General features: G+C 68.7%; 23 protein-coding genes. 8 read left to right on the top strand and 15 right to left on the bottom strand.

Features of this window, described 5'->3' with window-relative positions:
• Positions 1-10 precede the first annotated feature (10 nt).
• The 9 genes from ACFXIV_RS37855 to ACFXIV_RS37815 all read right to left on the bottom strand — a co-directional run bounded on the left by ACFXIV_RS37855 (position 11) and on the right by ACFXIV_RS37815 (position 7,886).
• Entirely contained in the window at positions 11-313 is a 303-nt protein-coding gene (locus tag ACFXIV_RS37855; protein WP_071343351.1) for a hypothetical protein, read from the bottom strand.
• Between the two features lie 107 nt (positions 314-420).
• Positions 421-1,176 carry a Clp protease N-terminal domain-containing protein gene (locus tag ACFXIV_RS37850; protein WP_379401322.1) on the bottom strand — a complete coding sequence of 252 codons (756 nt, stop codon included), beginning with the start codon at positions 1,174-1,176 and terminating at the stop codon, positions 421-423.
• Positions 1,177-1,242: 66 nt separating this feature from the next.
• Entirely contained in the window at positions 1,243-2,325 is a 1,083-nt protein-coding gene (locus ACFXIV_RS37845) for an NAD(P)/FAD-dependent oxidoreductase (RefSeq protein WP_379401321.1), read from the bottom strand.
• A gap of 125 nt (positions 2,326-2,450) precedes the next feature.
• A complete protein-coding gene (locus ACFXIV_RS37840; protein WP_379401319.1) occupies positions 2,451-3,353 on the bottom strand; it encodes an RNA polymerase sigma-70 factor in 903 nt (300 codons plus the stop codon).
• A gap of 150 nt (positions 3,354-3,503) precedes the next feature.
• Positions 3,504-3,935 (bottom strand): hypothetical protein, encoded by a 432-nt coding sequence (locus tag ACFXIV_RS37835; RefSeq protein WP_379401318.1) that lies wholly within the window; start codon positions 3,933-3,935, stop codon positions 3,504-3,506.
• Between the two features lie 114 nt (positions 3,936-4,049).
• On the bottom strand, positions 4,050-4,403 hold the full coding sequence (locus ACFXIV_RS37830) for a UBP-type zinc finger domain-containing protein (RefSeq protein WP_357004805.1): 354 nt from the start codon (positions 4,401-4,403) through the stop codon (positions 4,050-4,052).
• A gap of 17 nt (positions 4,404-4,420) precedes the next feature.
• Positions 4,421-5,890 carry an ATP-binding protein gene (locus ACFXIV_RS37825; RefSeq protein ID WP_379401317.1) on the bottom strand — a complete coding sequence of 490 codons (1,470 nt, stop codon included), beginning with the start codon at positions 5,888-5,890 and terminating at the stop codon, positions 4,421-4,423.
• Positions 5,891-5,900: 10 nt separating this feature from the next.
• Positions 5,901-7,574, bottom strand: a complete 1,674-nt coding sequence (locus ACFXIV_RS37820) for an FAD-dependent oxidoreductase (RefSeq protein WP_379401316.1) — start codon at positions 7,572-7,574, stop codon at positions 5,901-5,903.
• A gap of 108 nt (positions 7,575-7,682) precedes the next feature.
• Entirely contained in the window at positions 7,683-7,886 is a 204-nt protein-coding gene (locus tag ACFXIV_RS37815; protein ID WP_379401315.1) for a hypothetical protein, read from the bottom strand.
• Positions 7,887-8,147: 261 nt separating this feature from the next.
• Here ACFXIV_RS37815 and ACFXIV_RS37810 point away from each other — a divergent pair, with 261 nt between their 5' ends.
• Together ACFXIV_RS37810 and ACFXIV_RS37805 are read left to right on the top strand one after the other, a co-directional pair.
• The gene (locus ACFXIV_RS37810) at positions 8,148-8,606 is read left to right on the top strand and encodes an SRPBCC family protein (RefSeq protein ID WP_379401314.1); all 459 of its coding nucleotides are present in this window, start codon (positions 8,148-8,150) and stop codon (positions 8,604-8,606) included.
• A 15-nt stretch (positions 8,607-8,621) separates the two neighbouring features.
• Positions 8,622-9,320 (top strand): SIMPL domain-containing protein, encoded by a 699-nt coding sequence (locus ACFXIV_RS37805; protein WP_379401313.1) that lies wholly within the window; start codon positions 8,622-8,624, stop codon positions 9,318-9,320.
• 42 nt (positions 9,321-9,362) lie between these two features.
• Here ACFXIV_RS37805 and ACFXIV_RS37800 read toward each other — a convergent pair whose 3' ends face one another.
• Complete coding sequence (locus ACFXIV_RS37800; RefSeq protein WP_379401312.1) at positions 9,363-10,391, bottom strand: beta-ketoacyl-ACP synthase III; 1,029 nt, start codon at positions 10,389-10,391, stop codon at positions 9,363-9,365.
• Positions 10,392-10,684: 293 nt separating this feature from the next.
• On the opposite strand from ACFXIV_RS37800, the gene ACFXIV_RS37795 reads away from it, so the two are divergent.
• The 4 genes from ACFXIV_RS37795 to ACFXIV_RS37780 all read left to right on the top strand — a co-directional run bounded on the left by ACFXIV_RS37795 (position 10,685) and on the right by ACFXIV_RS37780 (position 16,135).
• A complete protein-coding gene (locus ACFXIV_RS37795; protein ID WP_379401333.1) occupies positions 10,685-11,401 on the top strand; it encodes a phosphatidylserine decarboxylase in 717 nt (238 codons plus the stop codon).
• Positions 11,398-12,318, top strand: coding sequence for a CDP-diacylglycerol--serine O-phosphatidyltransferase (gene pssA, locus ACFXIV_RS37790; RefSeq protein WP_379401311.1), 921 nt, complete (start codon positions 11,398-11,400; stop codon positions 12,316-12,318). The genes ACFXIV_RS37795 and pssA overlap by 4 nt, the downstream gene beginning before the upstream one ends.
• 70 nt (positions 12,319-12,388) lie before the next feature.
• A complete protein-coding gene (locus ACFXIV_RS37785; RefSeq protein ID WP_379401310.1) occupies positions 12,389-14,647 on the top strand; it encodes an AAA family ATPase in 2,259 nt (752 codons plus the stop codon).
• A 150-nt stretch (positions 14,648-14,797) separates the two neighbouring features.
• Positions 14,798-16,135: a hypothetical protein gene (locus ACFXIV_RS37780; RefSeq protein WP_379401309.1), complete on the top strand. Its 1,338-nt coding sequence runs from the start codon at positions 14,798-14,800 to the stop codon at positions 16,133-16,135.
• 22 nt (positions 16,136-16,157) lie between these two features.
• Here the strand turns inward: ACFXIV_RS37780 and ACFXIV_RS37775 are convergent, their stop codons facing one another.
• The 5 genes from ACFXIV_RS37775 to ACFXIV_RS37755 all read right to left on the bottom strand — a co-directional run bounded on the left by ACFXIV_RS37775 (position 16,158) and on the right by ACFXIV_RS37755 (position 20,708).
• A complete protein-coding gene (locus ACFXIV_RS37775) occupies positions 16,158-17,519 on the bottom strand; it encodes a DUF5933 domain-containing protein (protein ID WP_379401308.1) in 1,362 nt (453 codons plus the stop codon).
• Between the two features lie 184 nt (positions 17,520-17,703).
• On the bottom strand, positions 17,704-18,852 hold the full coding sequence (locus tag ACFXIV_RS37770; protein WP_379401307.1) for a glutamate--cysteine ligase: 1,149 nt from the start codon (positions 18,850-18,852) through the stop codon (positions 17,704-17,706).
• An 18-nt stretch (positions 18,853-18,870) separates the two neighbouring features.
• The gene (locus ACFXIV_RS37765) at positions 18,871-19,536 is read right to left on the bottom strand and encodes a superoxide dismutase family protein (protein WP_379388572.1); all 666 of its coding nucleotides are present in this window, start codon (positions 19,534-19,536) and stop codon (positions 18,871-18,873) included.
• Positions 19,537-19,732: 196 nt separating this feature from the next.
• A complete protein-coding gene (locus tag ACFXIV_RS37760; protein ID WP_379401306.1) occupies positions 19,733-20,299 on the bottom strand; it encodes a LytR C-terminal domain-containing protein in 567 nt (188 codons plus the stop codon).
• A gap of 91 nt (positions 20,300-20,390) precedes the next feature.
• A complete protein-coding gene (locus ACFXIV_RS37755) occupies positions 20,391-20,708 on the bottom strand; it encodes a DUF3263 domain-containing protein (protein ID WP_364619725.1) in 318 nt (105 codons plus the stop codon).
• Positions 20,709-20,936: 228 nt separating this feature from the next.
• Between ACFXIV_RS37755 and ACFXIV_RS37750 the strand changes: the two genes are divergently transcribed.
• Together ACFXIV_RS37750 and ACFXIV_RS37745 are read left to right on the top strand one after the other, a co-directional pair.
• Positions 20,937-21,560, top strand: coding sequence for a peptide deformylase (locus tag ACFXIV_RS37750; protein WP_379401305.1), 624 nt, complete (start codon positions 20,937-20,939; stop codon positions 21,558-21,560).
• Between the two features lie 6 nt (positions 21,561-21,566).
• A complete protein-coding gene (locus ACFXIV_RS37745) occupies positions 21,567-22,517 on the top strand; it encodes a GNAT family N-acetyltransferase (protein ID WP_379401304.1) in 951 nt (316 codons plus the stop codon).
• Positions 22,518-22,519: the final 2 nt, after the last annotated feature.

Raw genomic sequence — 22,519 nt, 5'->3', positions numbered from 1 at the left:
CCCACGAGGACTACGAGAAGTGGGAACGGTCGTCTACGCGCAGCAGCAGGGCGATCAGGGCGTCGGTACGACGTTCCTCCGGAGTCCGCGGCTCGCCGTGCTCGACGGTGACGAGTTCGGCATCCTGGAGGAGGAGTTCGGCTTCGATTCGCATGATGGCCCGGATGAACGGTGGTGCGACCTCGGGTGGGAGGTCTCCGTTCACGATGTAGCCGCCGTCCGGCGTGTCCTCGGTGGAGACATAACTGAGCGCGCGCAGCAGATCGGCGCGCTTTTCCCCCGCAACTAGGTCGGAACCCTCGTCGCCCGCCATTCCACAATCGTATCTGCCGCATCATGCACACCAGAGGACCCGGTGACGCGGGGATGATCGCGAGCCCTACATCACCAGGTCGGCAGCATGGTGGAGCGACACGCCGACTACTGCGTGTCGGGGGCGGGTGCCGTGATGCCGGGCACCGGCAGCGAGCTCAGCAGGTCCGCGATATCGGCCTGCACCGAGTCCTTGTCCAGACCCAGGCCGGACAGGACGCCGGTGCCGTTCTCCTGGTCCAGCAGGGCGAGCAGCAGGTGCTCGGTGCCGATGTAGTTGTGACCCAGCCGCAAGGCCTCGCGGAAGGTCAGCTCGAGGGCCTTGCGGGCCTGCGCGTCGAACGGGATGAGCGCGGGCACCGGTTCGCCGGTGGCGGCGGGGAGGGCGGCCGTGGCCACCCGGCGGACGGCGTCGGCCGAGACACCCCTGGCCTCGATGACCTTCACCGCGAAGGATTCCGGCTCGGCCAGCAGGCCCAGGATCAGGTGTTCGGGACGGGTTTCGAGATTACCGACGGCCCGGGCCTCCTCCTGGGCGGCCATCACCACGTGGCGGGCGCGCTGGGTGAAGCGGGCGAACCCGGCATTGGGGTCGAGGGCGGCGGCCTGGCCCGGGTCGGCGGGAGTCTTGGGGACGAAGCGCTTCTGAGCGGCCTGCTTGGTCACGCCCATGCTCTGGCCGATATCGGTCCAGGACGCGCCGGAGCGGCGGGCCTGGTCGACGAAGTGGCCGATCAGATGATCGGCCACCTCGCCGATGTGGTTGCCGAGGACCACGGCGTCGGAGAGCTGTTCGAGGACGTCGTCGGGACGGGCCTTCTTGATGCCGTCGATCAGATCGTCGAGGCGGATGGAGTTCGTCATGCGTCAACTGTAGGTTGACCACACCGAAATGGTCAACCCTAAGTTGACGATAGTCCGGGCGTGGGCTCAGAGCTTCGCTGCCCGGCCCACAGCCCGCACGATCTGCTCCTTGATCCATGCCGCCGTGCGACCGGTCAGCACCGTGCGGCCATTCGAGTCGTCGGCGTGCATGAACTGGACGACGCCGTCGCGACGACCCAGGCTGACGCAGGTCAGCACGAAACGGACCCGATAGGGCGCCGGCGTCTTCCCGCGCACCCGGGCGGCCACCGCCGCACCGATGTACTTGCCCGCGGGCTGCGCGGCCTGGCAGGACATCCGCGCCTCGCGGCCGTTGTGCCCGAGCATGACCGCCGCGTCACCGACCGCGTACACATCCGGGATGCCCTGCACCCGCAACTGCTCGTCGACCAGGACGCGGTCGCGCGCGTCCACCGGCAGGCCGGAGCGGGCCGCCACCTCCGGCACGGTGAAACCCGTTGTCCAGAGCACGGTTTCGGCGGCGATGCGCTCGCCGTCGACCAGCTCGAGTCCGGCCGCGGTCACCGCCGCCACCTTGGCGACGTGCACGCGGACGCCGAGGCGGTCCAGGACGGCGCGAATGTGCGCGGCCGCCTTGGGAATCAGCCAGCCTCCCGGTTCCTCGGCGCTCACCAGCAGAACCTCGAGGTCTGGCCGGGATTCGGCGAGTTCGGTGGCGGTCTCGATGCCCGTGGGGCCGCCACCCACCACGGCGACCCGGCCGGTGAGCGCGGGGATCCGGCGCACATCCTCGGAAGTCGCCACGGTGTGGGCGAATTCGGCGGCGCCGGGCACCATGCCGAGGTCGGCACGGCTGCCGAGGGCGTAGATCAGCGAGTCGTATTCGACGACTCCGCCGGAAGCCAGTTCGACGCGGCGGGCCGCGGTGTCGATACGTTCCGCGCGGCCGGCAATGAACTCGATGCCCTTGGCCGCCAGGGTCTTCCGCAGTTCCCAGCGCGGCACGTCCTGACCGGCGGTGACCTGATGCAGCCGCACCCGGTCGACGAATTCGGTGTGCAGGTCGATCACGGTGACCCGCGCGCCCTTCGCCTTCACCGCCTGCCGTGCCGCGGCCAGCCCCGCATAACCCGCGCCCAGTACGACGATTCGATGCTGCCCGGTCATCAGAGTGCTCCTTACCCGGCCCCCGCTCGGTGGCCGACACCCTCTAGACCGGACAGTCCCGCGATCCCTGACAGATTCCGGGTGTGTCCTGCGTCACCAGCGAATTCGCGGCGCGGAAATCGCCCCTATCCGGCGGTTTCGTCGGCGATTCGCTGCTCGGCACGCACGAGATAGGCCAGCTTGTCCGGGTTCACCACGAGCTGGAGCGAAGCGATCGAAGGGCCGTCGAAGTCGGCGGACACGGTACCCATCACGGTCCCCGCCAGCCGGGCCACGAACGCCGGCGCGGCATTGACCTCCTCGACCGAGAAGGTGAGACCCGGCATCTTGGTGAACAGACCCACCAGGTAGCGGGCCACATTCGCGGCGCCGACGATGGGCCGCTTGGCCGCGTGGACCTTCGCGCCGCCATCGGCGACGGCGACGATATCGGCGGTGAACATGGCCTCGAGCGCGGCCAGATCACCGGATTGCGCTGCGCTGAGGAACTTTTCGACCAGTTCGCGCGCATGCGCCGGGGCGGGTTCGAAGCGCGGGCGCTCCTCGTGCACGCGGTGGGTGGCGCGGCGGTACACCTGCTGTGCATTGGCCTCGGTGAGTTCGAGCATGTCGGCGATCTCGCGGTGTGCGTAGCCGAAGGCCTCGCGCAGGACGAAGACGGCGCGCTCGGTCGGGCTGAGCCGCTCCGCCAGCGTCAGGAAGGCGATCGACACCAGTTCGCGCTGTTCCGCCGATTCCAGCGGACCGAGTTCGCCCTTTCCGGTCGGGACCGGTTCGGGCAGCCAGGGGCCGACGTAGGTCTCGCGGCGGGCGCGGGCCGAATCCAGCCAGCTGCGGCAGAGGTTCACCAGGATGGTGGTCAACCAGGCCTCGGCGGAGCGGATTCCGGCGCGATCGGTGCCGTCCCAGCGCAGGTAGGTCTCCTGCACGGCGTCCTCGGCCTCGGCGGCCGAGCCGAGCATCCGGTAGGCGAGCGCGAACAGGCGCGGCCGATGCCGTTCGAATTCGGCCAGCCCGTTCGCGTCCATCAGTGCCCCAGTTCTCGTCCTACGCAATCGTTTGAGGACGATACGCCTGTCGCCGCGGGCCACCACGGTGACCACCCGCCACCGGCCACCGGGGTGCGGTCCGCGCCCGCCGGGGAACCAACGGCCGCCCGACCGAGAATCGGCGCGAAACTACTTGGGCGCCACCCGGATCGCCACCGCGACCGGCGTATTCGCATACGTCGAGGCCAGGCAGGCCAGTTTGGCGGTACCCAGCGCCACGTTCGGGCTGCCGTCCAGGAACGACCCCGGATTGGCGGCCAGGACCTGGTCGATCACCTGCTTCTCGGCATCCTCGGTGAGATCGCGGAAGTCACCGCAGGTGGTCTGGGCGCCGGCGGGCGCGGCCGTCTTCTTGGCCGCGGTGGCGCTGGTGGGCGCCTCGGCGGGCGGTTCCACCGGGGCCGCGGCGGTGGTGGAAGCGCCCGCGCTGGTGGTTCTGGCCGCAGTGGTGGTCCCGGCCTGCTTCAGGCCGTTCGTATCACTGGATTTGTCCGAGCCACAACCGGCGAGAGTCAACGCCATCGCACCGGCGGCGAGGGCGACGATCGAAAGACGCTTCATACCCTGCTTTCCGAACTTTCCCGAGAGTGCCAGCACCGGACCGGCCCGGCGCTCGCAGCAGCGTACCCGCCCCCGGTGACTCCCGGTAGAAAAAGTTCCGGCCCGCGGCTTTCGTCAGTGCAGATGCTGCTGCCAGTCCGCGGGCACCCGGCCGCGCGGGCCGGGCACCGGCTGGTCCAGCGGATGCGCGTGCGGCGGCGCGAGTTCCGGGCCGCCCTCGTACATCTCCTTGTTCTCGAAGTTGTAGTACCAGTCCTCACCCGGCTCGAAGCTCTGGATGAAGGGGTGCCCGGTGCTCTCGAAGTGCTTGGTGCCGTGCTGGTTCGGCGACATGTCGCAGCAGCCGATGTGCCCGCACTGCGCGCACCGGCGCAGGTGCACCCACCAGCCGCCGGCGGCATCGCATTCGACGCAACCGGATCCGCTGGGCGCGATGCTGGGGTCGATGCCTTCGATCTGTTCGGTCATCAGTTGCCTTCCGTCGTTTACTGCGCTGCTTCGAGAGTGGACTGCGCTGCGTCGGGAGCGGCTACCTCGAGCGGCAGTCGGACGATGAAACGGGTATTCCCGGGCCCGGATTCGACCCGGATGTCGCCGTGGTGCTTGTTCACCACGATCCGGAACGAGATGTCCAGCCCGAGCCCGGTGCCCTCACCGACCGGTTTGGTGGTGAAGAACGGTTCGAAGATGCGGGTGCGGATCTCCTCCGGGATGCCCGGCCCGGTATCGCCGATTTCCACTGCGGCGCAGTCGTTCTCACGATAGGTGCGGACGGTGAGGGTGCCGCGCCCGGACATGGCGGAGACCGCGTTGTCGATCAGATTGGTCCACACCTGGTTGAGCTCGGCGGCGTAGCACGGCACCGGCGGCAGCGCCGGATCGTATTCCTTGACCACCGCGATGTCGTCGCCGATCTTGCGGGCCAGCATGACCAGCGTGCTGTCCAGCAGTTCGTGCAGGTCCACCACCTGGAACGGGGCCCGGTCCATCTGCGAGTACTGCTTGGCCGCGTTCACCAGCGAGGAGATGCGGTTGGTCGAGTCGGTGATCTCGTTCATCAGCAGCTCGGTCTCGACCGTGTAGTTGAGCCAGCGCATGGCCGCCTCGAAAACATCGCCGCCACAACCGGACAGGGTGCCGTGCACCTTCTCCATCCAGTCGATGTCGAATCCGGCCTGCACGAAGTTCGGCGCGATGTCCCAGCCATTGGCGACGCCGTGGTCCTCGAGCCAGTCGCCCAGCTCGTCCTCGCGATCGGCGGCCTCCAGCGGCGTCAGCGTCGGGGCCTTGGCGACCTGGGCGGCCGCCTCCTCCTGCAGCTGGGCCAGCGCCTCCATGGTCTCGGAGTTGAACTTGCCGTGCGCCATCATCTTCAGCTTGTGCCGCATGCCCGCGACCCGCTCGCGCAGCGAGGAGGTGGCGCGCACCGCGGCGGCGGCCGGATTGTTCAGCTCGTGGGTGAGGCCCGCCGAGAGGGACCCCAGCGCCAGCAGCCGTTCCCGCTGGCCGATGCGCTCATTGGCATTTCGGTTGCCGAAGAAGACGCCCTCCAGCAGGTGCAGCGCCATCGGGAACCATTCCTGCATCATCTTCGCGAAGGTGCCGGCGTCCAGCACGAAGAACTTCGACGGCCGGGTCACGTAGAACGACGCGGTATAGGTCTGTTCGACCTTGTCGCCCATGTAGGCCGTCCACGCGCCCGAGTAGGAGCCGACGTGCTCGGTGCGGACGAGTTCGATCTCCTCGCCGCCCGACATCTTGGTCAGCCGCACCTCGCCGTCCATCAGGACGTAGAAGCAGGTGGCCGGGTCGCCCTCGCGGAAAACCATTCCGGGCTCGAACATTTCGACCCGGCCGTCCTTGCACAGCCAGGCCAGCTGCTCGTCGTCGAGCTTCTCGAACAGGAACAGCTGCCGCAGTTCGTTCGGGTCGCAGATCAATCGGGTGTTGCCCATTCACCTACTCCTACTGTTTCGCGAGCCAGCGGTGCACCAGCATGACGGCCATGGCGCCCTCGCCGACCGCGGAGGCCACCCGCTTCGCCGATTCCGAGCGCACGTCGCCGGCCACGAACACGCCGGGCACGCTGGTCTCCAGATGCTGTGGGGGACGAGGGAGTTCCCAGCCCGCAGGCCGTTCGCCCTCGACCATCAGGTCCGGTCCGGCCAGCACATAGCCCTTGTCGTCGCGCTCGACGGTGCCTTCGAGCCAGTCGGTTTCCGGCGCCGCACCGATGAACAGGAACAAACGCTCCGCGTCCACCTTTTCTTCCGTGCCGGCCTCGTTATTGCGCAGCACGATCCATTCCAGGTGGTCGTCGCCATCGGCGGACACCACCTCGGTGCGGGTGTGCACCTTGATGTTCGGGATCTGCGCGACCTGCTGAATCAGGTAGTGCGACATGGACGCTTCCAGCGACGCCCCGCGCACCACAATGTGCACGGTCCGGGCCCGCCGGGACAGGAACACCGCCGCCTGGCCCGCCGAGTTCGCGCCACCGACGATGTAGACGTCCTTGTCGGCGCAGTCGCTGGCCTCGGTCATGGCCGAGCCGTAGTAGACGCCGCGGCCGGTGAATTCGTCCACGCCGGGGGCCGGGTGGTGGCGGTAGTTGACGCCGGTGGCGATGAGCACCGAGTGCGCCGCGACGCTGCCGCCGTCGGCGAACCGCACCACGCGCGCGGAACCGCAGGCCTCGAGGGCCACCACCTCCCGCGCGGTGATCAGCTCGGCCCCGAATTTCACGGCCTGCCGGCGGGCCCGGTCGGCCAGCTGCGCGCCGGAGAGGCCGTCGGGGAAGCCCAGGTAGTTCTCGATGCGGGAACTCTGCCCGGCCTGGCCGCCGGTGGCGGTGCGTTCCACCAGCACAGTGCGCAGACCCTCCGACGCGCCGTAAACCGCCGCGCCGAGACCGGCCGGGCCGCCGCCGACCACGATCAGGTCGTAGAAGTCGCTGGAGGCGTCGGTGTTCAGGCCCACGCCCTCGGCCAATTGCGCGTCGGTGGGCATGATCAGCACTTCGCCGCTGGGATTGATGATGACCGGACAATCGTCCTCGGTGGCATTGGCGGCGGTCAGCAGTCGCGCCCCCTCCGGCTCGTCCACCTGGTACCAGCGATACGGCAACTGGTTGCGCGCCAGGAACTCCCGCACCTCCGAGCAGCGGGCCGACCAGCGGTGGCCCACCACCTTGGTCTCGGTCACCGGCTTGTGCTCGTCCCCGCGCCAGGCCTCCAGCAGGGCGTCGACGACCGGGTAGAGCTTCTCCTCCGGCGGATCCCACGGCTTGAGCAGGTAGTGGTCCAGGTCGACCACATTGATGGCCTCGATGGCGGCATTGGTGTCCGCGTAGGCGGTCAGCAGCACGCGGCGCGCGTACGGGTGCAGGTCCATGGCCTGCTCGAGGAATTCGACGCCGTTCATCCCGGGCATCCGGTAGTCGGCGATCATCACCGCGACCGGCTGGCCGCGCAGTTTCATCTCGCGAAGGGCCTCGAGCGCATCGGCGCCGGACTCCGCCCGCAGAATCCGGTAGTCCGCCCCGTACCGGCGGCGCAGGTCCCGCACGACCGCGCGCGAGACGCCAGGATCGTCGTCGACGCTGAGGATGGCCGGCTTCGCGGCAGCTGGTGAAGTCACCTAACGAGTATGGGCTGACGAGGCAAGACCGCGAAGGCCAGACCGTGCCATGTTCGCGTCAGGCGGAACAGACCTGCGTCCTTGCTCGAACATCCTGGGCACACCGATTCAAATCCGGTGATGCTCAATGAAATCCATCTCGGTAGGGGTGAGCAATCGCTCGAATCGCTCTTCGAGGTCGCCGTTGGCCTTGCGGCGGAAGCGTTTCGTCGATTTGTCGAGCGTCGGGGACTCCGCATCGGTACCGGACTCTTCAGCGGGGAGAAGCGGGACCGTCTTGGTCTCGAGATGCAGGAGCGAACGCAGGTTCACGGCCGATCACCTCACGTTTCCCAATCGGAAAGCTGGTGGCAGTGTCTGTTGCTTCGTCTATCGACATTGTGCGCCGAGCATTACATTTCGGACATCAACACCCCCAGAATGTGATCTAGTTGATTTTCAACCGCGGAATGAACCGGCGGCACATGCTCATACGTGCAGGTGGGTGTGGTGATCCACACCACGGAGCCGAGGTGATCCACGCCACCCGAACTAGGATGCGTGGTACCGATCGTCACGTCCCCGGAGGCAACGTTGCCGAAAACTCTCGAAGCCAGCATCGATATCGCGGCAGCACCCGAGCAGGTCTGGAGCGTTGTCGCCGACCTCAAGCGCATTCCCGAGTTCAGCCCGCAGACCCTGCGCATGCAGCCGCTGGGCCGCGAAGTGCACACCGGCACCTGGACGGTGAACCTCAACAAGGCCAAGGGCTACATCTACCCGACCACTTCCCGGGTGGTGCGATTCGAGCCGAATCGCGCGATCGCCTTCCGTATGAACGAGAACCGGACCATCTGGAGCTACACCCTCGAGCCCACCGCCGACGGCGGCACCAAGCTGGTCCAGCGGCGCGACGTCCCCAGCGGCAAGCTGCCCCGGTGGCTGCAGTTCACGATCGACAACGTCTTCGGCGGTGAGCAGCCCTTCGAAGGCGCACTCGAGGACGGCATGCAGGTGACCCTCGGGAAGATCAAGCAAACCGTGGAGCGCTGAGCGTATGTTCGGCCTATGCGACGACTGACAGCGCTCTGCGCCGCCGCGGCCGGTATGACGCTCGTGCTCACCGGCTGCGGCAGCTCCGACTCCTCGGGCGACCGCACGGTCACCGTCACCGGTACCGGAAAGGTCCAGGGCACACCGGATGTGCTCAATGCCGATCTGGGCACCGAGGTGAGCGCGGCCGATGTGTCCGCGGCCGTGAACCAGGCCGGCGACAAGGCCAAGGCGATCACCGACGCCATGGTCACGGCCGGGGCCAAGCGCGAGGACATCAAGACCAGCGACCTGTCCGTGCAGCCCACCTACGGCACCGACGGCCACAACATCACCGGCTATCGCGCCACCAACACCATGCACGTGGCCGTGCGTGACCTGCCGAAGGCCTCGGGCATCCTGTCGGCGGCGGTGCAGGCGGGCGGCAACGACACCCGCATCAACTCGGTGGCCTTCGGGCTGGAGGACAACACCAAGCTGCTGTCCGACGCCCGCGCGCGAGCCTTCGACGACGCCAAGAGCCGCGCCGAGCAGTACGCGGGCCTGTCCGGGCTGAAACTGAAGACGGTCAAGACCATCAGCGAAAACGGCAGCGGCGCAACGCCGACGCCGATGTACCGGGACACCGCCCCGGGCGCCGCACCCAACATCAACCTCGAACCGGGCCAGCAGACGGTCACATTCACCGTGACCGTCGCCTGGGATATGGGATAGCTCGTCCTCTGCGCGCCGCCGGGTGGCGGCGCGCAGAGTCGCTCACTTCCAGTTCGGCAGCTGGGCCACCTGCGCCGCCCAGGACAACCCCGCACCGAAGGCGATGAGCAGTGCGGTGCCGCCGGGTTTGGCGTCGCCCGCGCGCATCATGGCCTCCATGGCCAGCGGGATCGAGGCCGCCGAGGTATTGCCGGTCTCCTCGATGTCATTGGCCAGGGCGCACCGCTCGGGGAGCTTCAGCACCCGCGCCATGATCTCGATGATGCGACCGTTGGCCTGATGCGGGACCATCGCGTCCAGATCGTCCGTGGTCAGGCCCGCCCGCTCGATGGCCTCGCGGCACACCTGCTCCAAAGAGTGTGCGGCCCAGCGGAAGACAGCTGTTCCTTCCATGGCGAGGTAGGGCCGGACAGCATCGAGGCCCTTCTCGTCGATCTCGTCGAAGAACTGAAGCCAGTCCTTGTCCTGGCGGATGGCGCGGTGCTGGGTGCCGTCCGATCCCCAGACGGTCGGGCCGATGCCCGGTTCGCTGGAGGGGCCGATCACCACCGCGCCGGCGCCGTCGGCGAAGAGGAAGGCGGTGCCACGATCCCTCGGGTTGACCGTGTCCGTCAGCTTTTCCACGCCGATGACCAGCACGTGCCGGGCGGTGCCGCCCTTCACCAGATCCGATGCCATGGCGACCCCGTGGCAGAAGCCGGCGCAACCGGCCGAGACATCGAAGGCGGCCACATTGTTCAGACCGAGCGCAGTGGCGATCTGCGGGCCCGCGGCGGGCGTGAGCAGTAGCCAGGTGGACGTTGCGACGATGACGCAATCGATCTGATCCGCGTCGATCTCCGCTGCTTCGATGGCGTCGCGGGCAGCCGCGGCGCTCATGCTGACGATCGTCTCCTCGCGAGAGGCGAAGCGTCTGTTGCGGATGCCGGAACGTGTCCGGATCCACTCGTCACTGGAATCTATCGGCCCCGCCACCTCGTCATTGGTGACGATTCGCTCCGGCCGGTACACACCGAGCCCGAGCATGGCCGTGTGCTCTGCCCCGTTGATCGAAGCAATTCGAGCAGACATTGGTTCTCTCCTATGTACTGCGTACCGCGCGTCGAACGTGACCTTCATCGGGTTCCTCACCCCCCGCGGACCCACAATGCCGCAGACATGAGGCTCCCTCATCTTAATCGCGATAGCCTCTCATGCCAGTGCTTCCCATCACAATCGAGGGGTCATTGCCGGGGTGGCGCACCTCCGGTCCGGGAGGCCGGCCGCGGGTGTTCGGTCACCGAGAACGCGAGCGTCGAACCCACTTCACGTATCGTGTGATCGCGGTCCCTGACCGCATCTACCCGCGCATGAAAGAGGAGCCTGTGGCCCGCCGACCCACCCCGCCCGGCACTCCGGAACAGACCGGCCTCGGCCACGTCGCCGACCTGGTCCGCAAAGCCGTTCCGCCGCTGCATCCGGCAGGTCTGCCGTTCGTGGCCGCACCGCTGGCGGTGGCCACCCTCGGCTATCGGCGGAAGTGGCTGCGCCGCACCGGTTTGCTGGCGGCCGCGGCCTGCGCCGGATTCTTCCGGCACCCGCACCGGGTGCCGCCGAACCGCCCCGGCGTCGTGGTGGCCCCCGCCGACGGCGAGGTCGCCCTGGTCGACACCGCGGTGCCGCCGGCCGAACTCGGCCTGGGTGACGCCCCGCTGCCGCGGGTGAGCATCTTCCTGTCGGTGCTGGACGTGCACGTGCAGCGGGTGCCGGTGAGTGGCCTGGTGGAACAGGTCGCCTACCAGAAGGGCAAGTTCGTCTCCGCCGACCTGCCCGAGGCCAGCGACCGCAACGAGCGCAACAGCATCGTCATCGAGACCGCCTCCGGGCAGCGCGTGGTGGTGGTGCAGATCGCGGGGCTGCTGGCGCGCCGCATCATCTGCGAGGCCGAGACCGGCGACAAGCTGAACATCGGTGACACCTACGGCCTGATCCGGTTCGGTTCGCGCGTGGATACCTACTTCCCGGCCGGGACCAGGCTGCTGGTCACCCCGGGGCAGCGCACCGTCGGTGCGGAAACGGTGCTGGCCGAACTGGATTCATGATGGAACAACTCGCGCCCGCACCGAACGGGCGTCGCCGTAACCGCACCATCCGACTGCTGCCGAGCATGGTGACCATTCTGGGACTGTGCTCGGGCCTGTCCGCGGTGAAGTTCGGCATGGAGGGCAAGCTGGGGATCGCGCTGGCACTGGTCGGCGCGGCCGCGGTCTTCGACATGCTGGACGGGCGCATCGCCCGCATGCTGGACGCCACCACCAAGATGGGCGCGGAGCTGGATTCGCTGTCGGACGCCATCGCGTTCGGCGTCACGCCCGCCCTGGTGCTGTACGTGACCTTCCTGCACGCCGACAGCATCGGCTGGATCCTGGCGCTGATGTTCGCGGTCTGCATGGTGTTGCGGCTGGCCCGCTTCAACACGCTGATGGACGACGACAACCGCCCGGATTGGCAGCGTGAGTACTTCACCGGCGTGCCCGCCCCGGCGGGCGCGCTCATCGTGCTGACGCCCATCGCGCTGTCCGAGCAGTTCGGCGACGGCTGGTGGGTGAGCTTCCCGGTGGTGGCGGTGTGGACGGTGCTGACCGGCCTGCTGTGCGTGAGCACGCTGCCCACCCTGGCCGTCAAGTCGGTGTCGGTGGCCCCGCGCTCCGCGCCCATCCTGCTGGTGCTGGTCGCGCTGGCCGCCGCGCTGCTGGTCACCTACCCGCTCATCCTGATGATGGCGCTGGTCGTGCTGTACCTCGGCCACATCCCGTTCGCGGTGCACTCCGCGCGCTGGGTGGCGGCCCGGCCCGAGACCTGGAACCACAAGCCCGCCGAGCGCCGCGCCCAGCGCAAGGCGCAGCGCCGCCAGCGCCCGCTGGCCGGGCGGGTGCCGCGGGTGTCGGTGTCCACAGCACGGCTGCGCCTGCGCCGCCCGGGTCAGCGCGACCGGGTGTCGAACCGCCCCGGGCGCTGAAACCAACGGCCGGGCCGCAATTCGCCGACGCTACCGTCGGCGGCCGGCCGGCCCGGGCAGAATTGACGGCGTGACCGACTCACAGCCGGGTTTCCAGTTCACCGCTCGCCTGAACACCTCCCCCGCCGACGATCGGCGGGGGGTGGTCCGGTTGCATCCGGACTCGCTGGCGCTGCTGGGCGTGAATCCGTGGGACGTGATCTCGATCGCCGGCGGCAGACAGACCTCGGCGTTGGTGGCGACGCCGGTGAAAGGCAAACCCGTCGGGCGCGGCGAGGCGCTGCTCGACGAGGTGACGATGTCGAACGCGCACATCTCGGCGGGCTCGAAACTGACCATCGCGAAGGTGATTCCGCGCCGGGCCACCCGGATTTCGGTCACGGGCTCGCCGGACGTCATGCGCGCCATCGACGAGACGACACTGCGGCAAGCCCTGCAGGGCAAGGTGGTGTCGATCCAGGATGCCGTGTCGCTGCGCCCGATGGATCTCAAACCCGGGGCCAGCCGATCCGGTGTGGCCCAGCAGCTTTCGAGAGCCCTCAATATCGCCTGGACGTCGGAGCTGCTGCGGGTGACGGCCGTCGATCCGCAGCCCGGCCCGGTGGTCGTCAGTACCAACAGCGCGGTGGGCTGGGGTTTCGGCGTCGCCGAGACGGACCTCCCGACGGCTCCCCTGGACGACACGGATACCCGCACCGACCTGCGGGTCAGCGCTCCGGCATCACCACCGCCGTCGGTGGTGGCGGTGGCCGATCTGGCCGGGGTCCAGGCCCAGGCCGCGAAGCTGCGGGAGTGGCTGAGCCTGGCGCTGGACGAGCCCGACCTGCTGAAGAAGCTCGGAGCGTCCTCGCATCTGGGGGTCCTGATCACCGGTCCGGCGGGCGTCGGGAAGGCGACGCTCGCGCGGGCCGTGACGGGATCGCGGCGGCTGGTGGAGCTGGACGGTCCGGCGGTCGGTGCGACCGACATCGGGCCCAGGCTGCGCGACGTGTCCGACAAGGTGGCCGAAATCTGTTCCGGCGCAGGCGGAGTGCTGCTGATCACCGATATCGACGCGCTGCTGCCGACGCCGGCCGAACCGGTGGCCACGCTGATTCTCGACCAGTTGCGCGCCGCCGTGGCGCTGGAGACGGTCGCGGTGCTGGCCACGACGTCGAACAGGGCGGGTATCGACCCGCGGCTGCGTGCTCCGGAGCTGTGCGATCGGGAGGTGTCGCTGCCGCTGCCCACCTCCGGGGTGCGCGCGGCGCTGCTGGAGCAACTGCTGCGCAATGTCCCGACCGATGGGCTGAAGCTCGATGAGATTTCCTCGCGGACACCGGGTTTCGTCGCGGCGGACCTGACGGCGCTGGTACGGGAGGCGGCCCTGCGGGCGGCCGCGCGGGCCAGTCGCGAGCAGTCGGATCCGATGCTGCTGCAGGAGGATCTGGCCGGAGCGCTGGAGGTGATCCGTCCGCTGTCGCGTTCCGGGTCCGAGGAACTGGCCATCGGCAGTCTGAGCCTCGCCGACGTCGGGGACATGGCAGAGACCAAGCAGGCCCTCACCGAGGCCGTGCTGTGGCCGCTGAAGCATCCGGATTCGTTCCAGCGGCTGGGTATCGAGCCACCGCGCGGAGTGCTGCTGTACGGGCCGCCGGGGTGCGGCAAGACCTTCCTGGTACGGGCGCTGGCGGGATCGGGGCAGGTGAGTGTGCACGCCGTGAAGGGCGCGGAGCTGATGGACAAGTGGGTCGGCTCCTCGGAGCGGGCGGTGCGCGAATTGTTCCAGCGCGCACGGGATTCCGCGCCGTCGCTGATCTTCCTGGACGAGGTGGACGCGCTGGCGCCGCGGCGTGGGCAGTCCAGCGATTCGGGCGTCTCGGATCGTATTGTCGCCGCGCTCCTGACCGAACTGGACGGTGTCGAGCCGCTGCGGGATGTGGTCGTGATCGGCGCGACGAACCGGCCCGAACTCATCGATCCGGCCCTGACCCGTCCCGGGCGCCTGGAGCGCCTGGTGTTCGTGCCGCCGCCGGATGCCGATGCCCGCGCCGAAATCCTGGGCACCGCCGCCAAATCCGTGCCGCTGGCCAAGGACGTCAATCTGCGGCGGCTGGCACGTGAGCTGGAGGGCTACTCGGCGGCGGATTGCTCGGCGCTGCTGCGCGAGGCCGCGCTCGCCGCCATGCGCCGCGATGTCGAGGCCGGCGAGGTGACGGCCGCGGATGTGGGGGCCGCGCGCAAGGCGGTGCGGCCCTCGCTGGATCCGGTCCAGGTGGAGGCCCTGCGGCTGTATGCCGCCCAGCGCGAATCGTCGACTCCGCCCGGCGACGTGTCCGGCTACGTCTGAAGGCTCCCAACCAGAGCATATGAGACCGATTAGTCTGCTGTGCCAGTGGTTTCGCGGCGCGTTCGCCATGCGTGCCGGTAGCGCGCCGAATCTGTACAAAGTAGGCGAGTCGTACCAATCGGTCCGCCTATCACCGGTAATTTTGCGCTGGTGAGGTCGCATCAGGTAGCCGCGGAGACGATCACGGCGCTGGTCGCAGCAACGGTTGCCGGCCTGGCGCTGGCCCTGCCCATCGACTTCGGCTGGACCTCGGAGACGTCGGCCCTGCAGCGGGACCTGCTGACCTACACCCTGCCCCGCGCCGTATCGGCGGGCGCGCTCATCGCCATGATCGCGGCGGTGCTCATCACCACGCTGGGCAGCCCCGTGGCGGCGTGGGCGACCACGCTGGGCGGGCTGCTGGTGCTGCTGGCCAATCACGTGTTCGGCCATGCCGGCGAACCGAATTCGTCGCTGCCCACCATGAACTTCATCGATTCCCTGGCCGGCGGCCTGATCCTGGGCGCGCTGGGGGCGGCGGTGCTGCACCGTCGGCTACCCGCCTTCGGCTGGACCCTGGGCGTTCTGATCAGCCTGCTGCTCGGTTCGGTGAATCCGGTGTCGCGGATCGGCGGCGGCATCGACGCGACGGCGAGCGATCACTGGCACGCCGGTGATGTGCTGCCCATCTGGATGCTCCTGCTCGCGCTGGTCCTGGTCGGCTTCGGGTTCCTGACCCATCGGAAGCGCGAGGTGGAGGAACGGCTCTCGGCGGAGCTGCCGCTGGCCCCGATCCTCGCGGGCGTGGTGCTGGTGCTGGTGACGCTGTTCAGTGCGGAATGGCTGGCCCGGCACGGCGACAGCCATGCGGGCATCGTCCTCGCGGTGGCGACCGCGGTGGGGACCGCCATTGTCGCGGCCATGCTGTTGCCGGGCCGGGACGGCGAGATCGTGCTGCTGGCGGTGGGCCTGGGAGCGGTGGGTTCGGCGACCGTGGCGGCCGAGATGCCGGCCTGGTCGATCCCGCTGCTGGCGGCGGTGTCGGCGGTCGGCATGTGGGTGGGCAGCAGGGGCGGGGGTCCTGCAGTCTCCCTGGCCGCGGGCATGGCGCTCGGGCTGCTCACGGCGTTCACGGCCGATTCGACCCGGGCCTGGCTGATCGTGGGCAGTGCGGCGGCCGTGTCCTGGCTCATCGGTTTCGCCCTGCTGTCCACGCGGCCGCGCTATGTGCCGAGCCGGGTGCTGGGCACCCTGGTGCTGTTCGTCCCGTCGGCGGTGCTGGGCATGCGCGACTATGTGTCGCGCGGCCACTACGCCACGCAATCCGCCGACAGCGCGTCGATGTGCGCGGTGAGCTCCAGCAGCACCGTGGCCCCGGGCTGGACGTCGGCGCTGGTGGCCGGGGGCTGTCTGGCCGGGATCTACCTGCTGCGGCGCAGTCGCCCGCGGATCCCGGCGACGATCGACACCGCGCCCGAATCTCCGAACGACGCGGCCACCTCCGGCTGACCGTGGTGTAACCGGCGAGCGGTCAGGCGCGCACCGCGGATTCGAGCTCGGGGGCCGTGGTCACGGCGTCGCCGAACCAGGTGCGGTAGAAGGCCGTCACATAACCCGCCAGCAGGCCGAGCACGACGATGCCCGCGGGCACCGGATGTTCGGCGAAGCCGGTCGACAGGTACCGGTAGGACAGCAGCAGCCCGGCGAAGAGCGCGGCGCCGGCCGACACCAGCTGCACGCGGGTGCGATCCCAGCCGCGTTCCGGTGCGCGCAGGGCGGATTCGATGGTCAGGCACAGCACCGCGCCCGCCACCAGATCCGCGCCGTAGTGGTAGCCGAAGCCCAGGGTGGCCGACAGGGTGGCGACGAGCCAGAAGGTCCCGCCCCAGCGCAGCCAGACCGGCGCGGGCGCACCCGTGAAGGGGTCGCGGCGCGAGTGGATGAAGATCGACAGCGCCCACGCGGTGTGCAATGACGGCATGCAGTTGCGCGGGGTGTAGTGGTCGAAGGCGATCGAACCCGGCGAGAGGTCCGCCGGCGGCACGACATTCGGCCAGTAGCTACCCAGGGAGAAGACGTGCCCGTCCGCGCCGAACGCGAACATCGGCCCGACGACGGGGAATGCGACATAGAAGACCGGGCCGACGAGGCCGAGCACCAGGAAGGTGCGCACCAGGTAGTGCTTGGGCCAGTCCCCCGTCGTGACCACATTGCGCAGCTGCCAGATGGTCACGATCATCGCGCCGACGGGCAGTTCGATGTAGACCCAGTGCAGCACGACGGAGGCGATGGGCCCCAGCCAGTCCAGCAGCTGCCCCATCAGCCAGGAGGGGTCGCCCAGGGCGTGGTCCACCAGCACGATGTGTTCGTCGAGCACCCGGGGCCCGGCCAGCACGGTGATGCCCAGCCAGACGTCGGCGACCTTGCTGGACAGCACCAGCAGGATGCCGAGCGCGGCGGCGTGCAGCGCATTGGCGCGGTCCTTGCCCTGCCACTTCCAGCAGGCGAGCCCGATGAGGGCGAGCAGTACGAGAACGGGGCCGTTGCCCATGGCCAGCGGTCCACCGGACAGCGTCCGAATCGCTTGGTACACAAGGTCGATGCCGAGCGCCGCGCCGACCGCCAGGAACCGCCGCCGCCAGCTCAGCCCGATGAGCGCGAGCCCGAGCCCGGCCCACGGCACGGTGAAGGATTTGGCATCACCCGCGAAGTCGGCCCAGATGCTTTCCAGCGGGCCGGTGAAGTGGTGGTGCGAGGCCACGATCTGCAGGACGATGAGCAGCGCCGCCCCCACCGACAGCGCGGCCGTCAGGCCGGCGCGCGGCGACAGCATCCGTAACCCGGTTCGGCGTGCCTCGCCGCCGATTCGGGAGTACGGATCGTCGAGCAGCATCCAGCCATAGTAAACGCCGCGTGAACGCCAGCTCGGTGAGTAGTTGAACGCCGCCCATCTCACCAGATGAACAGGCCCCGGTCAGCGCGGCATCGCTCCTGGCCACGCGTACACCGTACGTAGACGGTCGTAATCGAAATCACAACCGTGCAAGACGGTTCCGCGGTGCGCGAGTTCGTGGACCTCAGTACTCGAGTTCGCGGACCAGCGAATCGACGACCGCGACCAGATCGCCCTGCGCGGTCGCGGCCACCCGGCGCTGACGCTGATAGGACGCGCCCTTCTTCGGGATGTCGGCGACCATGGCGAGCTCGTTCTCGCAGCCGAGGCTCTTGGCGGTCGGCTCCAGCCGGTTGAGCAGTTCCATCAGGTCGTCGGTGACCAGTCGCTCATTGCTGTCGGCGTCGGTGATGACGATGGCGTCGAGCCCGTATCGCGCTGCGCGCCACTTGTTTTCCTGCACATGCCAGGGCGGCAGGATGGCCGGCATGGTCTCGCCAGATTCCACCCGGCGGTCGAGATCCACCACCAGGCAGTGGATCAGCGCCACGATGGCCGCCAGTTCGGCCTTGGTGGGGGTGCCGTCGCAGACGCGGACCTCGATGGTGCCCCACTTGGGCGCGGGCCGGATGTCCCAGTGCATGCCGCCGAGTTGTTCGATCACACCGGTTTTCATCTGGTCGTGCACGAAACCCTCGAACTGGTCCCAGTTCTCGAACTGGAAGGGCAGTCCGGCGGTGGGCAGCTGCTGGAACATGAGCGCCCGGTTGCTGGCGTATCCGGTGTCGACGCCCGCCCACATGGGCGAGGAGGCCGACAGCGCCAGCAGGTGCGGATAGGACGGCAGCAGCCCGTTCAGGATGGGGAAGACCTTGTCCGGGTGGGAGATTCCGACGTGCACGTGCACGCCCCAGATGAGCATCTGGCGGCCCCACCACTGGGTGCGCTCGATGAGTTCGTCGTAATGCGCACTGCGCGTGAGCTGTTGGGTGGACCACTGCGCGAAGGGATGGGTGCCGGCGCAGAACAGGTCGACGCCGACCTGGTCGGCGGCGCGGCGCACGGTGTCCTGGGTGGCCCGCAGTTCGTCGACCACTTCGCTCACGGTGTCGTGCTTGCCGGAGACGAGTTCGACGGTGTTCTTCAGCAGTTCCTTGGTGATCTGCGGGGTGCCGTCCCAGGCGCGCAGATCACCGCAGGCTTCGAAAACTGCTGCGGCGGTGTTGGACAGGTCGCGCGTGTGCTTGTCGACGAGCGCGACCTCCCATTCCACGCCGAGCGTGTGCCGGGGCGATGAGTTGAAGGGGACCTTCGTTCTGCCTGCCCCGGCCATGGCTCACCTCGAGAGGGTTCAGGCGACGACGCCGCAGGCGACCCGTGCACCCGCGTCGCCGGTCGCGAGGGTGTCCGCATCCGGTGCGGGCGCGTACCGGGTGGGAATGTTGCCGAAGTTGTCGGCGCCGGCGTGGATGATCAGGGCCTTGCCCTTGACCTCGTCCAGGGTGAAGGCGTCGGTGGTGGTGACCAGCTTGGCGGTGCCGTCCTTGAGCACCTCGAGCGAGGTCAGGTCGCCGCTGGCCGGGTGGGTGCTCTGGTCGCCGACCTGCAGGTGGCCACCAGCGGAGAGGAAGTCGCCGGGCGCGCCGCCCGCGGGTGCGGTGGAGTTGGGCTCGCACTTGCCGACCGAGTGGACGTGCAGGCCGTGGAAGCCGGGCTTCAGCCCGTGCGCCTCGACGGTGATCTGGAGGTGGTTGCCCACCTTCGCGATGGTGGCGGTCCCGACGGTGCCGCCGCTGGGGTCCTTCAGCGTGACGCTGGACGAATCCTCCGGAGCATTGCCGCCCTCGGTCCCCTGCGTGCCGGCGGGGGCCTGCGAGCTGGTGAACACCGGCGGGGTCGTCCCCTTGACGTCGCTCGACTCTTGGCTGTTGGAGCAGGCGGTGAGGCCGAGGGCTGCGACCGCGAGCACCGGAGCAACAGTCCACCAGGACGGGCGACGAGTTGTGGACGAGGCCATCGGGGAACTCCTTTACGAGTCCGAGTTTATCGGGAAAGCAGGGTGGACATACTTCGTACCGGACAAGATGATGCCAGAGACGTGCCTGTGTGCCGTGGAGGGGCCGGACGGTTTCTTTCGAGCGACCCGACAGTGCCTTACCAACTGCGATTCAGTGCCTTGTCAACAGCGATTCAGTGCCTCTGTCAACAGCGATTCAGTTACCGGTGACGATGACGATGACGCCGGTGGGCGAGTCCGAGATTCCGGGGAATCGGGGTTCGGCCGAGCAGCCCAGTTGCGCGGCGATGGCCTGGGCCAGCGCCTGCTCCTTGGGCGAACTGCCGTAGTACACAGTGGTTTTCGGAACGACGCCGTTCGCGTAGTTGCCCACCTCGGTGACGTTGTACCCGTCGGAGGTGAGCTGGTCGCCGGTCTTCTTGGCCAGGCCGGGCACAGTGCCGTTGTTGTAAACCCGTACGGGAAGGGTCTTGTCGACGCCCGCGGCCGCGGTGGTGGTCGCGGTAGTGGTCGTGGGCAGCGCCGCCGTGGTGGTGGGCGCGACCGGTGGGGTGGTGGTGGCCTGGGCCGAATTCTGCTGTGCCGCAGTGGTGGTGGCCGCGGCGGTGCTCGACTGCGAGGTCGAGTCGGCGCTGCTGCTCGAGGAGTCCGAACTCGACAGCGACATCGCGCCCAGCCCGGCGAACACGATGGCCAGCGCGATCAGGACCATCGCCAGGGCCCGTAGCGGCGGGCCGCCGGCCGACGAATTCGGGTTGCTCACGGCGTCGAGCCTAATGGGTGATGGGGCGCCCGCGCGGGATCAAGCGCGTACGCACGCGGTGTTGGAGGCTGGTTCACATTCCGGGCGTGGTTCACACCTGGAAACCGAGACGGCGTGCGGCCCTGGTCTTCTGGCGGCTGGCGCGCAGCCGGCGCAGGCGTTTGACCAGCATGGGGTCGGCGGCCAGCGCCTCCGGCTTGTCGACGACCGCGTTCAGGACCTGGTAGTAGCGGGTGGGTGAGAGGTCGAAGAGCTCACGGATGGCTTCTTCTTTCGCACCGGCGTACTTCCACCACTTGCGCTCGAAGTCGAGAATGTCGAGCTCGCGGCGGGAAAGCCCGTGTGCGCCATCCTCGCCGGAAGGGCCGTCCTCGCTTGCGGGGATGTCGCGTGCCGCTGCGCTGTCCATAGTGCTCCCTCGCCGAGTGGTCACCAGACGAATATGGTGCTTTGTGCGTCGCCGATCATTCAACCACGCGGCGGAGTCGTCCCGATGCGTACCGATCGGCGTGTTCTGTGCGCCCGCCCGGCGTGTCGCCGTGGACCGGGTCCGTCCAGTGTGCGAGGTCAGTCGGCCCTACGACAGCGGCAACAGGCACCTCGAGCGGCCCGGCAACCACCCAGTAGGCTGCTCAGCATGGCTATTCTCCCGATTCGCATTGTCGGCGACCCGGTTCTGCACCGCGCGACCACTCCGGTCACGCAGACCCCGGAGGAGCTGGCCGAGCTGATCGCGGACATGTACGAGACCATGGACGCCGCCAATGGCGTGGGCCTGGCCGCCAATCAGGTCATCATCAAGGACGAGGACGAGGTCTCGCCGCGCATTTTCGTCTACGACTGCCCGGATGACACCGACGGCGCGAAGATGGTCCGCCGCCGCGGCTGCGTCGTGAATCCCGTGCTGCAGACCTCGGAGATCCCGGAATCCATGCCGGATCCCGATGATGACGAGGAGGGCTGCCTGTCGGTGCCCGGCGAGCAGTTCCCCACCGGACGCGCCGACTGGGCGAAGGTCACCGGCACCGACGAGCACGGCGAACCGGTCGAGATCGAGGGCCGCGGCTTCTTCGCCCGCATGCTGCAGCACGAGACCGGACACCTGGACGGCTTCCTCTACGTCGATGTGCTGATCGGGCGCAATGCCCGGGCCGCCAAGAAGTCCATCAAGCGAAACGGCTGGGGCAAGCCGGGTTTGAGCTGGGTACCGGGCACCGTGCCGGATCCCTTCGGACACGACGACGACGATCTCGACGACTGATCGGGTATGACCGATTCCGAACTCCCGCCGATCGGTAAGCGGGTGGTGGTTCGCTACCGCCTGCCCGCGGGCTATCCGCAACCGCTGACGGATGTGATCGGTGAACTCACCGAGACCGATCCGCTGACCGTGCGCACCGCCGACGGCCAGGTGGTGTCGATCGCCTGGGATCGGGTGGTGGCCTGGAAACCGCTCGGGCCCAGGCCCATTCGGACCAGCGAGATCCGCGCGCTGGAGGCGGCCGCGGCCGACGGCTGGCCGGGCCTGCGGCGGTCCTGGATCGGCGGCTGGCTGCTGCGCGCCGGGGACGGGTACACCAATCGCGCGAATTCCGCGGTGCCACTGGGCGGTACGGACGGACCCGCCCTGATGGACACCGAGACCCTGCATCGGATCGCCGAGTGGTACACCGCGCACGGCCTGCCCGCACAGTTCCAGCTGCCCGACCGGCTGGCCACCGTGCCCGCGGACTGGCGCAGCTGGAACGAAACCCAGGTGCTGGCGGTCGATATCGAGACCATGGCGCTGCCGTCCGGGCCGCCGATGGTGCGCTTCACCGCGGATCCGGACGGGGCCTGGCTGTCCATGCACCGACATCGCGGCGGGGACGCCGAACTCGGGTCGACCCCGGTGGTGGAGGTGCTGACGGCGGTGCGCGACGGTCAGGTCGCCTTCGCCACGCTGGGGTTGCAGTCGCCGCTGGCCATCGGCCGGGTCGCGGTCACCACCGCCCCGGACGGCCGCTGCTGGGCGGGGCTGACCTGCGTCACGGTGGCGAACGGGCATCGGCGGCACGGGCTGGGCGCGCTGGTGTGCGCGGAGATGATCCGCTGGGGGCAGTCACACGGGGCCACGCACGCGTACGTGCAGGTGTCGGACGAGAATGACGCGGCGCTGGCGCTGTACCAGGAGATGGGGTTCGTCGAACACCACCGCTACCGGTACGCCGCGCCCTGATT

It is taken from the genome of Nocardia sp. NPDC059236 (assembly GCF_042754085.1).
Classification (GTDB): Bacteria; Actinomycetota; Actinomycetes; order Mycobacteriales; family Mycobacteriaceae; genus Nocardia.
Note: the sequence above shows the minus strand (reverse complement) of the source record. Positions and strands in the feature narration are given on the sequence as shown.